The sequence below is a fragment of the Sphingomonas sp. 2378 genome, assembly GCF_038084995.1.
GTDB lineage: Bacteria > Pseudomonadota > Alphaproteobacteria > Sphingomonadales > Sphingomonadaceae > Sphingomonas.
On sequence record NZ_JAXCMJ010000046.1, the window covers coordinates 16,347 to 28,115 of the forward strand.

Here is an 11,769-nt window from a genome sequence, read left to right on the forward strand (position 1 = left end):
TCCATCATTGACCCCATGTGAGAACGTGCTAATGCGAACTCATATCATTAAGAGGGGTTTCAGTGACGGGTGGCGTGTCTGCGGCGGCCTATGGCTGCCGATCGGTGCTGGCGCTGATGCTCGTCGGGTGTGCCGTGCCTTCGATCGCGATGGCGCAGTCGGTACCGGTGCGCGAGACCGAACAGGCCGACCGGACGACGGACGATCGCTCACGCGAGCGGGACGATATCACCGTCATCGGCCGCTACACCACCAATGACCGTTTGGATTCCGCCACGGGCCTTGGCCTGACGATCCAGGAAACGCCGCAATCGGTGACGGTCGTCACCTCGCAGCGGCTCGACGACCAGCAACTGCGCAGCCTGACCGACATCGCCAACAATGCCGCGGGTATTTCGGCCAAGGCATTCGACAGCTCGCGCAACGTCTTCGCCGCGCGCGGCTTCGATATCGAGAATTATCAGATCGATGGCATGCCGCTGCAATTCCAGGCAGCCTATAGCGCCGGCGAATCCGAACTGGACCTTTCGCTCTATGATCGGGTCGAGATCGTGCGCGGTGCGACCGGGCTGCTGACCGGCGCGGGCAATCCGTCCGCCTCGATCAACCTCGTCCGCAAGCACGCCACCAGCGATCACCTGACGGGATCGTTCACCGCCTCGGCCGGGCGCTGGAACGACTATCTGCTCCAGGCCGACGTCACCAGCCCGGTGACGCGCGACGGCAGCGTCCGGGTCCGCGGTGTGGCCCGGTTTCAGGATTCCGATTCCTATGTCGATCTGCTCGGCAACCGCAAGGTCGTGCTGTACGGGGTGCTGGATGCGGACCTGACGCCGTCGACGCGGTTCAGCGCGGGGGCGAGCTATCAGGACAACGATCCCCGGGGGACGCTGTGGGGTGGCCTGCCGACCTGGTATGCCGATGGCAGTCGCACCGACTGGCGCCGTTCCAAGACGATCGGCGCGGACTGGACGAGCTGGGGTTCGACGCAGCGCACGGCCTTCGTCAATCTGGAACAGGATTTCGGGCGCGACTGGACGCTGCGCCTGTACGGCAATTACAGCCGGAACAGCGGCGACATGCGGCTGCTGTACCTGACCGGACAGCCCGATCGCACGACCGGGCTGGGCATGGCCGCCATCCCCGCCCGCTATGACAGCCGGCTCTCGCAACTGGACCTGACCGCGCGGCTGACCGGCACGTTCGAGCTGCTCGGCCGCCGCCACAATCTGATCGCGGGCGCCAGCTATGCGCGGCAGGATCTCGATTTCTATGGCTATGACGGCAGCCCCGCCGCCGCCGTGGGCGATTTCAACGCCTGGGACGGCTCCTTCCCAGAACCGACTTGGGGCGCCCGATCGCAGGTGGTGGACGTGCGCACCAGGCAATGGGGCTATTTCGCGGCGACCCGCCTGTCGCTTGCCGATCCGCTGAAGGTGATCCTGGGCGCGCGTCTCGCCTCCTGGGAGCGGGACGGCCTGTCCTATGGCACGGTCGCCGATTACGGCAAGCGTGGCGAGTTCATCCCCTATGCCGGTATCCTCTACGACCTGACGTCCAACCACACGGTCTATGTCAGCTATACCGAGATCTTCCAGCCGCAGGACGCACAGGACCGCAATGGCCGCTATTTGCCGGCGGTGACGGGCAACAATTACGAAGCGGGCCTGAAGAGCAGTTTCTTCGCCGGTCGGCTCAAGACGGCGCTGTCCGTCTTCCGGGTGGAACAGGACAATCTGGCGCAGATCGATGCGGGTCATCTGATCCCAGGCACGATCAACCAGGCCTATTATGCCGCCAACGGCGCACGCAGCACGGGTTTCGAGGCCGAAGCCAATGGCGAGATCATGCCGGGCTGGGCGGTGAGCGTGAACTATACCCAGTTCAAGGTGCGCGATCGCGACGACAAGCGGGTGAACAGCAACTACCCGGATCGCCTGCTGCGGCTGTTCACCACCTATGAGGTGCGGGGCGGCGGCTTGAGAGGGCTCACCATCGGTGGCGGCGTCAACTGGGAGGGCGAGAGCTATACCGACACCACCAACCCGGTGACGAACGCCCCCGAGCGGTTGCAGATCAACGATTATGCTCTGGTCAACCTGATGGCGCGCTATCCGGTGACGGAGCGGTTGTCGGTGCAGGTCAATGCGGACAATATCTTCGACAAGACATATTATTCGCAGATCGGCTTCTACGATCAGCTTGCCTATGGGCGCCCGGCCGACGTGAAGGCCACGCTGCGCTACGCCTTTTGATTCAGGAGACTTCTTCTCCCGCCGAAGGGGCCGCACTGATCCAGACCCCATATGGGGCATGGCCCGATGCAGCAGTGCGGCCGATCCGGTTTGATCTTGGTAAGCCGCAAGTCCCTCGCTAGAGGGGGCGGCGGGGGCAGACATGCGGAAATGGGCATTGATGACACTCGCGGCCTTCGGGTTCGCGGGGGAGGCATGGGCGCAGCGCGCCGACCAGAACGCCGCGCGAGCGGCCGAGGACGCGTTCGGCGTCAGCTACGCCAACGAATCCGTCGGACTGTACGATGAGGAGGACGTGCGCGGATTCTCGCCGATCGACGCGGGCAATGTCCGCATCGAGGGGCTGTATATCGATCAGCAGGCGGACCTCAGCTATCGCATCGTCGACAGCTCGATCATCCGCATCGGCCTGACGGCGATCGACTATCCGTTCCCGGCGCCGACCGGAATCGCCGATTTTCGCCTACCCGAGGCGCCCGAGGCCCTGGTCCTCAGCCCCCGGTTGAACGCGGGCACGTTCGGCGACGCCAGTATCGAGTTCGACGTTCGCGCACCGATCGTCGGTCGAACCTTGTCGGCGGCGGGCGGGTTCGGCCTTTATCGTGACGATGAATGGTTCGGAGGCACGCCGAAGGTCTTCTCCGGCGGCGTCAGCCTCCGGTGGCGGCCCGCGCCCGATACCGAGATCATCCCGTTCTGGAGCCTCGACTCGATCTGGAGCGAGGAGGCCCTGCCGACCTATTTCACCAGCGGCGCGTTTGTCCCGCCGCGCTTGCGCGATCGCCGCCGCTACACCGGGCAGGACTGGGCGACCAACACCAGTCGCGGCAGCAATACGGGCCTGATCGCCCGCACGAAGCTGGGGGACTGGTCGGTGGCGGGCGGCCTGTTCCGGTCGATCTTCGCCGTCAGCCGCGATCGGACGACGCTGTGGCTCGACCTGGACGAGGCGGGTGCCGGCACGGAAACCGTCTATGCGGCCCCGCCGTCGCGCTATGCCTCCACCTCGGGCGAGGTGCGCGTGTCCCGCACCTTCACGGACGGTCCGCGGCTGCATCGCTTCCATGCCTCGGTGCGCGCCCGCGATCAGGCCCGCCTCTATGGGGAGGCGGAGGCGGTCGAACTGCCCCGCCGCAACATCGCGACTCGCGCGCCGATCGCCGAGCCGTCCTTCACCTTCGCGGAGCGCACGCCCGACGACGTTCGACAGGTGACGGGCGGCATCGCTTATGAGGGGCGCTGGAAGGGGCGGGGCAGCCTCAACATCGGCATCCAGAAGACCGATTATCGCAAGCATGTCCGTCCGCCCGGGCGCGACGCCATCCTGTCGCGTGACCGGCCGTGGCTGTTCAACCTGATGGCCTCGATCGACGTGGCGTCCGGCCTGTCGGCTTATGCCGGGGTGACGCGGGGGCTGGAGGAAAGCGAGGTCGCACCGGATATCGCGGTCAACCGCAATGCGGCGCCGCCCGCGCTGCGGACGCGGCAGGTCGATGCCGGCGTGCGCGCCTCGCTGGGCAAGCTGCAAGCGGCGATGGGCGTGTTCGATGTGCGCAAGCCCTATTTCAATCTCGACGGCGCGAACCTCTACCGCCGGTTGGGCGAGGTCCGCCATCGCGGTATCGAGGGGTCGTTGAGCGGGAACATGACGCCGTTCGCCAGCATCGTTGCGGGTGCGGTCCTGCTCGATCCGCGCGTCATCGGGGAATTGGTCGAAGACGGAACGATCGGCATGCGCCCGGTCGGCACCAGCCGCAGTCGCATCGTCCTGGCGCTCGACGTGCATCCGGAAAGCTGGCGCGGATCGTCCTTCGATCTTCAGGTGACGCGGCATGGCGGGTCGTTCGCCGACCAGGCCAATGCCGTCCGCCTGCCATCGCGTCCGACCGTCGCCTTGGGCGCGCGTCACCGGCTCCGGCTCGGGCAGCGCGAGGTGATCGCCCGCGTTCAGGTGATGAACCTGTTCGATAGCTATCGGTGGATCGCCGACTCCTCGGGGGGCCTGACCTACAATGCCGGTCGCTATGTCGGCTTTTCCCTCGCGACCGATCTGGAGACATAGGCCGCCCACGCTGCACAGCCGACCACCTCGCCGTTGACCAGCAAGATATTATCGAGCGAGAAGTCGCCGCGCGTGACGACGGGATCGGATGGCAGCGGCAACAGGCGCTGCATCGCGTCCCATCGCTGTTCCGCAGTCCAGCCCTCACGGTCGGCGTCGAAATCCTCTTCCTAGACCAGACCCGCGTGGAGGCGCCGCAGGAATGCCGCCAGCGCATCGACTATCCCGGTGCGGGCGTCGGGTTGCGCCTCCCGAAGCTGGTAGGCGGTCTGTCCAGGCAGCGCCGTCATCAGCAACCATGCCTCGTCCTGTGTCGCGAAAAAGGCTTCGACCGCCGGGACCGGGATATGCCGCGCCAGCCAACGCAATCGGACCATTTCGTCGGTTATATCGCCAGCGACAGAGACTCGGCCATGTTTGAGGAACAGGTCGGGCGCAGCGATCCTGCCATGCAGCCGATAGACGGCACCGCCCGACTCCCCGACAGTGTCGCGCGCCCACTCATACCCCGCCGACAACGCGGACATGCTCTCCGGCAGCGTTATGGCTGCACATTCCTCTTCCCGATCCATATCCATCGCCCCTCCGCGCTGCTCCTGGCGGTCGATATCCGCTGACGGAAGGGTCGCCAGGGCTTTGCTTGCACAGCAAAGCGGCGCTCGATGCCGTCACGATAAGTCGGTCTTTACAGATCGCAGCGCCGATGACTATCTTCCGACACCTCGCGCGACTGACGCTGACAGATGGAGTACCATCGGGGAGCGCGGGGGCATTCGCCGCGCGTCTGGGCATCCTTTCCATAGGGAGAAAGCAGATGCCCCAACTCGCCAGCTTGCTGACCTTTGCCGCCATCGCCCTCGGCATGGCCCTGACGCCGGGGCCGAACATGGTCTATCTGATCTCTCGGTCGATCTGTCAGGGGAGGACCGCCGGCCTGATCTCGCTGGGCGGCGTCGCACTCGGTTTCGTCTTCTACATGCTGTGCGCGGCCTTCGGGATCACCGCGCTCGTGCTGGCGGTGCCTTATGCCTATGACGCCGTTCGCATTGTCGGCGCCCTCTATCTGATCTGGCTGGCATGGCAGGCGGTCCGGCCCGGGGGACGCTCGCCGTTCCAGGTCAGGGATCTGCCGGTGGACAGTCCGCGCAAGCTGTTCCTGATGGGCTTCCTGACCAATCTCCTGAACCCAAAGATCGCGGTGATGTATCTGTCCTTGTTGCCGCAGTTCATCGACCCCGCGCGCGGCAGCGTTCTGGGGCAGGCGCTGGTGCTGGGAAGCGTCCAGATCATCCTCAGCGTTGGCATCAACGCCCTGATCGCGGTGTCCGCCGCCTCGATTGCCATATTCCTGACCCAGCGCCCGACATTCGCACTGATCCAGCGCTGGGTCATGGGGACCGTGTTGGCAGCCTTGGCCGTCAGGATGGCGACGGAAGCTCGTCGATAGGTCGGAACGGCTCCTCGCCTTCAGCATCGCTGACGGCGAGGGTCATCCCTGTCGCTGCGGCAGCATCGCCATCTCGCATTCGGCGTGGCGCGCGCCTTGCACGCCGCTCATGTCGATGCCTCCGCGAAGCCGGGTCGAGCGCGTGTTCGATGTCCGGCGCGGGAGCAACGGGCCGGCCTTGCCGAGGACATACGCGCCTCCTCCGCCCGCTTCGCTGACCATCGCGACATCGCATGTCATGCATCATTGGCACGGCACGTTGCAAAAACATCATCGCTCTTATGGGAAGCCAATCCTTCGCCTCCTCGTTTCGCCCTTGCAACGTGAAGACGGTGGCGCTGCGCCCCGATCGATACAAGAGAGGACGGATTGTGGCCGAGACGATTGCCGACCTGTTGAACCGCACGCTGGTCGAGGCGGGCGTGGAGCGCATCTGGGGCGTGACCGGCGACAGCCTGAACGCCTTCAACGACAGCCTGCGGAAATCGGGCAAGATCCAATGGATGCATGTCCGCAACGAGGAGGCGGGCGCCTTCGCGGCGGGGGCGGAGGCGGCCGCGACCGGTGCGCTGGCGGTCTGTGCGGGCAGTTGCGGGCCGGGCAATCTCCACCTCATCAACGGCCTGTATGACTGCCACCGCAACCATGTGCCGGTCCTCGCCATAGCCGCGCATATTCCGTCGAGCGAGATCGGTCTGGGCTATTTCCAGGAAACCCATCCGACCGAGCTGTTCCGCGAGTGCAGCCATTTCTGCGAGATGGTGCAGGACCCGCGCCAGATGCCCGAGCTGCTCCACCGTGCGATCCGCACCGCGATCGGCCAGCGTGGCGTCGCGGTGCTGGTCATCCCAGGCGATATCGCGCTGAAGCCCGCGCCCGAGACGCGGGCCGTCGCCTTCCCGCCGCTCGCCACCCCGCGCCTGGTGCCCGGGCAGGCGGAACTGGCGAAGATCGCGGACCTGCTCAACGGGTCGAAGGCGGTGACCCTGCTCTGCGGCTCGGGCACGGCGGGTGCGCATGACGAGGTGGTGGTGCTGGCCGAGGCGCTGAAGGCCCCCATCGTCCATGCCTATCGTGGCAAGGAATATATCGAGTACGACAATCCCTATGATGTCGGGATGACCGGGCTGATAGGCTTTTCGTCGGGCTATCACGCGATGATGGACTGCGACACGCTGCTGATGCTCGGCACCGACTTTCCCTATCGCAACTTCTATCCCGAAAAGGCCAAGGTCGTTCAGGTGGACCGCGACCCGAGTGCGCTCGGTCGCCGTGTGCCGCTCGACCTGGGCGTGGTCGGCGATGTCGTCGAGGTGGCGCGGGGGCTGGTCCCGCTGATCCGGGGCGAGCGGGACGACCGGTTCCTGCAAAAGGCGCGCGTCCATTATCGCGATGCCCGCAAGGGGCTGGACGAACTGGCCACCCCGCGCGATGGCGACAAGCCGCTCCACCCGCAGTTCGTCGCGCGCACCATCGACCGGCTGGCCGCCCAGGATGCGATCTTCACCGCCGATGTCGGGACCCCCGCCGTCTGGGCGGCGCGCTATCTGACGATGAACGGGCGGCGGCGGCTGATCGGATCGTTCAACCATGGCTCGATGGCCAATGCACTGCCCCAGGCGCTGGGCGCGCAGGGTGCCTTTCCCGCGCGCCAGATCGTGTCGATGTCGGGCGACGGCGGCCTCGCCATGCTGATGGGCGACATGCTGACCGCAGTGCAGATGAAGCTGCCGATCAAGATCGTCGTCTTCAACAACTCGACGCTGGGCTTCGTGGCGCTGGAGCAGAAGGCGGCGGGCTATGTCGACGAGAATGTCTCGCTCCAGAACCCCGATTTCGGCGCGATCGCGCGCGAGATGGGCTATTTCGGGGTGCGCGTGACGCGGTCCGACGCTTTGGAGAGCGCCTTGCGCGATGCCTTCGCGCATGACGGCCCCGCGCTGGTCGACGTCGTCACCGAAACGCAGGAACTCATCATGCCGCCCAAGATCCAGGCCGAGCAGGTCAAGGGCTTCAGCCTCTACGCCGCCCGCGCGGTGCTCAGCGGACGTGGCGACGAGGTGCTGGAACTGGCCAAGGCCAATCTGTTCCGGTGAGGCGACCGCTCGCTCTGCGGTCGTGGGTGACTGCGGCCGTGTCCCGCACGGAGGCGATCCGTTCGATCGCCTTCGTCGCGCGCTGCACGGCGGCCGCGGTGCTGGCGCTGGTGATCGCCAACCGGATGGGGCTGGACCATCCGGTTTGGGCGAGCGTGTCGGCGCTGGTGGTGTCGCAGGACAGGCTGGGCGACACGCACCGATCGCTGACGTCGCGGATTGCCGCGACCGTCGTGGGCTTGGTGGTGGCGTTGCTGGTCGCCATCGCGATGCGCGGGGCGGGGCAGGTCGCGATGCTGGCGGTTGCGGTGGGTATCACCGCCAGCATCGCCCGTCTCCGCCCGGAACTGCGGGTCTGCATGTGGACATCCGTGATCGTGCTGCTGACGGCACCGCCCGGTGGATCGATCGTCACGGCCGCGCTGGCGCGCGCCGAGGAGGTGCTGCTCGGCGTCGCCATTGGCGCTGCCGCGCATGGAATATCCGAGCGCTTCCTGTTCCGCCGGGGGGCGTAACCTGGGGCGGAACCCTGTCCTGTTGTTTCTCAAGGCCGCTTCGCCTCAGGCGTCGGGACCCCCCGGCAAACCCGGCGCGGTTCAGTCTTTGCCTTTGGGCCAGTGGAATCGAACCCCGGAAATCGTAAGTGCCGCCATCACGCTTAACCAGCTACGCGCTCATTCTCGCCTCGCTACGATTGTAGCAGAGAGCCGTTACAAACAACGATTTCCGCAAATTTCCCAAGTTATCAAATTAACTAGGAAGATGGTGCGCTTACAGGACTCACAATTGTTCATGCAGACCGCAGAAAAGCTTAGCTTTTGGCCAGCATTTTAATCCGTGGCCCCTGCGTGGCCCACACCAAATTCGGTCCCTTTTTTGGCGTCGAACCAATGCCGGCTGGAACACCGTGCATTGTTCTTCGACCTAATGAGAGTGGCGATTCGGCGTGCCTTCACCTTTGTCGGCGGCTAAGGCTAGCTCGGGAAACAGCCAGCTTGCTTTGTAATGTCGATGTCGGGAAACGGATGCCCAGAAGAGCTTGATCGCTGGGCAGCCTAAGCGATAGATTTCGTAGTCAAATTATAGACTTGCGAAGTCGCCAAGAGCATCGATAGCACGATCTGGATTCGTGGAAAATGCTGGACGTAAAGGGACAAGGCGGCTCGGGTCCCTTGGCCAACCGCTCAGCACTAGCAGCGCGAACGTTGATGGAGACTGCCAGATCGCTGATATCGGACGTCATGGTTGCCGAAGATGTACTGATCCGTCGCGCCGAGATTGTGCGTATCCACCTCGATATCCTTGAAGGGCTGATCGAGGAGCCTATCAGCACGAGCGCAGCCATCCGCGCCAGCGTGTCGCTGCGCTTCCTTTCCGATGGGGCGCTCAGCCAGCTGGGCCATGATCTCGGCCAGTCGATCGCCATCCCGGCGCCCGATCTGGCCGATATCGAGATCGAACAAGTTCTGACGTTTGCGTGCGGTGGTTACGTCCTGGCCGGCGTGGAGATCTGCCCGCACTATCTGTATCGCTTCTCGGGCGAGAATAGTCCGATTCGCGCTCATTTCGAACGGCAGATCAAGACTTCGCCTGCCCAGCATCGCCTCGTCGAACACAGGCTAAGCAAATTCATGCTGCAGCCTTGCCTGGCAATCCTTGGCACCACGTTCACGCGCGAGGCAGTGGTCCGATATGTTGCCAACAAATGTGGCGGCGCCCACCACCATGACGACCCGGGAGGATTCGCGGCGCTGGATCATGCGATCACGAATGTCGGTCATGGGTTAGAGCTCAGCACGACCGGTCTCTCGGCAGTGTTCCTCGAGGTGCTCGGCACTGCCTATTTCCTAATCAAGGCGCCCGACATTTCGGCGTTGCGCGCTCGGCTCGAAGCCGACCAAGATGAAGCGAGTGTCGGCTCAAGGAAGCGACCGACCTGAAGGGGGCGTTGTTATGCCGATGGCAGTGATTGTGGACTGGTATGGTCCTTATTCGAGCAAAAGCGCGCTGCGTGACGAAATGCGGTGTTGGTCGTCTGGTACGCGCGCACTCTACATGGGCGTCAAGCGTGGCAACATCGTCAACTATATCGGGCTGACTAACCGGCCGGAATCGCGCATGAACAATCACGAGAAGCTTGCGCACCCTGACAACGTCAAATTCTTCTGCGGTCAAATCGTTACACGTGGGATCGGCGGTCGGAGGAGCACGAAGTGCAAGACGGACCTGAAATTGGCCGAACACGCGCTCATTGCTTATCTTTCGCCAGCGCAGAACAGCAACCTGTCGAAGCGCGACCTAGAGGATTGCGTCGTCGTCTATTCACGATTCTTCGACATCAAGGACGAAGAGAAAACGACTAATCCGCTGCCCAAATTTCCGCGCATGATTGCCTACAACAGCTGGGCAGGCGAATGGGAATGATTAGCTCCAGCGCAGTACATGGCGCCTTCGGCACCATGTCGACAGTTGCCCCGCTTCAACCGATCCCCCGAACCGGCTAGGTTTGCGCATGGAGAAGAACGCACCGACACAGTCGGCACCGACATCTGCGAAGGCTAAAGCGAAGGCATCCGCCGCTGACGAGGCGATGGCGCTTGCCGCTTACAACCAAAACTCCGAAAATTTCCGCTCGCTCAATTCGCTGATGTGGCAAATTCCGCTGATTGCCATGACGCTGACTGGCGGGCTGTGGTTCGGCGTCTCGAAAGTCGAGGGTATGCCGGGCCTGCGCGTGTCGCTCCTCCTGCTTGCCGCCGGCTGCGACGTCGGTTTGATGATCGTCCTGCAGCGCCTGCGCTTTGTCATGGGCGAGTATCTCACCTGGCTGAAGAGCGCCAATCCGCCGGGGTACGTCGCCGCCATTGGCACCGAGCGCTGGACCGGCGACAAGACGGTCAAGAATACGTTTCAGGTGATGCTGGGCTCTGCTGCTTTCATCAGTTTGCTGCTAGTGGTCGGGCCTATGGTTGCCTCGCATCTCAAGACCACGGACGATCCGCGCGCGACCGCGATCGCCTGGTATGACGCGCATGCGGCGTCGCTCGCGGATGGCGTGCATCGGCCATCGACGAGTGGATGCGCAATCCCGCTTCCTACGATCCTGCGAAATGACGCCATCATCGCATGGCAGGCGTAGCAAGTCCTACGCTCGCTTGCGAAACTTGCCCTTGATGACGGCACCGCCGATCCGGAGTTGGTCGAGATAATCCGACCACCACTGCGCCATGCGCACCCGTTCCGCCCAGTGCGCGCCGCGATGATAGGCGGCGCGCACCTTGTCCTTCTCGCCATGGGCCAGCGCGCGCTCGATGGCAGCGGGATGCCACAGCCCTGACTCGTTGAGGAGCGTGCTGGCCATGGCGCGGAAGCCGTGGCTGGTCATCTCATCGTTCTCGAACCCCAGGCGGCGCAGCGCGACGTTCAGCGTATTGTCCGAGATGCAGCGCTTGGTGGTATGAAGCGCCGGGAAGAGGAATTCGCTGTCCCGCGCCAGCGACCGCAGATCCTGCAAAAGGAACAGCACCTGCCGCGACAAGGGTACGGCATGCGGCTGCTTCATCTTCATGCGCTCGGCCGGCACGCGCCAGACTTTTTCGGCGAAGTCGATCTCGCTCCATTTCGCCTGCCGCAACTCACCCGGGCGCAGGAAGACATGCGGCGCGATCCTGAGTGCATGCAGGGTCTCGGGCCGGCCCGTGTACCCGTCTATTGCGCGCAGCAGGTCGCCGACTTTCTTGGGCTCGACGATCACCGCATGATGCTTGACCCTGGGAACAGTAAGGGCGCCGCGCAGGATGTCGGCTGGATGTAAGCGTCCGGTGAGCCGCGTGTTGCCGCGCTCGACGTAGCCGTGGATGTCCGTACCTGTCGTGGTCTCCTTCTGGAGTCCGGAAGGAGGTCAGGAGA

The 11,769-nt window shown here is 64.2% G+C and carries 9 protein-coding genes, 2 pseudogenes and 1 riboswitch; of the genes and pseudogenes, 8 read left to right on the top strand and 3 right to left on the bottom strand.

All coding sequences use genetic code 11. The features are described from left to right. Window positions 1-62: 62 nt before the first annotated feature. Together SM191_RS16660 and SM191_RS16665 are read left to right on the top strand one after the other, a co-directional pair. Window positions 63-2,255: a TonB-dependent siderophore receptor gene (locus tag SM191_RS16660; RefSeq protein WP_341507164.1), complete on the top strand. Its 2,193-nt coding sequence runs from the start codon at window positions 63-65 to the stop codon at window positions 2,253-2,255. A gap of 160 nt (window positions 2,256-2,415) precedes the next feature. After that, window positions 2,416-4,317, top strand: a complete 1,902-nt coding sequence (locus SM191_RS16665) for a TonB-dependent receptor domain-containing protein (RefSeq protein WP_341507165.1) — start codon at window positions 2,416-2,418, stop codon at window positions 4,315-4,317. 14 nt (window positions 4,318-4,331) lie between these two features. On the opposite strand, the pseudogene SM191_RS19885 reads toward SM191_RS16665, so the two are convergent. Further along, window positions 4,332-4,895, bottom strand: a pseudogene (locus SM191_RS19885) (phosphotransferase); the annotation flags it as partial. A gap of 138 nt (window positions 4,896-5,033) precedes the next feature. After that, window positions 5,034-5,114: riboswitch (ZMP/ZTP riboswitch) on the top strand. A 35-nt stretch (window positions 5,115-5,149) separates the two neighbouring features. On the opposite strand from SM191_RS19885, the gene SM191_RS16680 reads away from it, so the two are divergent. Beyond that, window positions 5,150-5,764, top strand: a complete 615-nt coding sequence (locus SM191_RS16680) for a LysE family translocator (protein ID WP_341507168.1) — start codon at window positions 5,150-5,152, stop codon at window positions 5,762-5,764. Between the two features lie 42 nt (window positions 5,765-5,806). Here SM191_RS16680 and SM191_RS16685 read toward each other — a convergent pair whose 3' ends face one another. Then, window positions 5,807-5,986: a hypothetical protein gene (locus tag SM191_RS16685; RefSeq protein ID WP_341507169.1), complete on the bottom strand. Its 180-nt coding sequence runs from the start codon at window positions 5,984-5,986 to the stop codon at window positions 5,807-5,809. A gap of 146 nt (window positions 5,987-6,132) precedes the next feature. Here SM191_RS16685 and poxB point away from each other — a divergent pair, with 146 nt between their 5' ends. The 5 genes from poxB to SM191_RS16710 all read left to right on the top strand — a co-directional run bounded on the left by poxB (window position 6,133) and on the right by SM191_RS16710 (window position 10,999). After that, the gene (gene poxB / locus SM191_RS16690) at window positions 6,133-7,860 is read left to right on the top strand and encodes a ubiquinone-dependent pyruvate dehydrogenase (RefSeq protein WP_341507174.1); all 1,728 of its coding nucleotides are present in this window, start codon (window positions 6,133-6,135) and stop codon (window positions 7,858-7,860) included. A 38-nt stretch (window positions 7,861-7,898) separates the two neighbouring features. After that, window positions 7,899-8,375 (top strand): FUSC family protein, encoded by a 477-nt coding sequence (locus tag SM191_RS16695; protein ID WP_341507170.1) that lies wholly within the window; start codon window positions 7,899-7,901, stop codon window positions 8,373-8,375. A 726-nt stretch (window positions 8,376-9,101) separates the two neighbouring features. Continuing rightward, window positions 9,102-9,800 (top strand): hypothetical protein, encoded by a 699-nt coding sequence (locus tag SM191_RS16700; RefSeq protein WP_341507171.1) that lies wholly within the window; start codon window positions 9,102-9,104, stop codon window positions 9,798-9,800. Between the two features lie 13 nt (window positions 9,801-9,813). Continuing rightward, window positions 9,814-10,284 carry a hypothetical protein gene (locus tag SM191_RS16705; RefSeq protein ID WP_341507172.1) on the top strand — a complete coding sequence of 157 codons (471 nt, stop codon included), beginning with the start codon at window positions 9,814-9,816 and terminating at the stop codon, window positions 10,282-10,284. Window positions 10,285-10,372: 88 nt separating this feature from the next. Continuing rightward, window positions 10,373-10,999 carry a hypothetical protein gene (locus SM191_RS16710; protein ID WP_341507173.1) on the top strand — a complete coding sequence of 209 codons (627 nt, stop codon included), beginning with the start codon at window positions 10,373-10,375 and terminating at the stop codon, window positions 10,997-10,999. A 6-nt stretch (window positions 11,000-11,005) separates the two neighbouring features. On the opposite strand, the pseudogene SM191_RS16715 reads toward SM191_RS16710, so the two are convergent. Then, window positions 11,006-11,671: pseudogene (locus SM191_RS16715) on the bottom strand (tyrosine-type recombinase/integrase); the annotation flags it as partial. Window positions 11,672-11,769: the final 98 nt, after the last annotated feature.

Coding starts and splice junctions, on each gene's coding strand:
- SM191_RS16665 (WP_341507165.1), top strand. CDS start 2,416: ATGACACTCGCGGCCTTCGGGTTCGCGGGGGAGGCATGGGCGCAGCGC.
- SM191_RS16685 (WP_341507169.1), bottom strand. CDS start 5,986: ATGGTCAGCGAAGCGGGCGGAGGAGGCGCGTATGTCCTCGGCAAGGCC.
- SM191_RS16700 (WP_341507171.1), top strand. CDS start 9,102: ATGGTTGCCGAAGATGTACTGATCCGTCGCGCCGAGATTGTGCGTATC.
- SM191_RS16705 (WP_341507172.1), top strand. CDS start 9,814: ATGCCGATGGCAGTGATTGTGGACTGGTATGGTCCTTATTCGAGCAAA.
- SM191_RS16710 (WP_341507173.1), top strand. CDS start 10,373: ATGGAGAAGAACGCACCGACACAGTCGGCACCGACATCTGCGAAGGCT.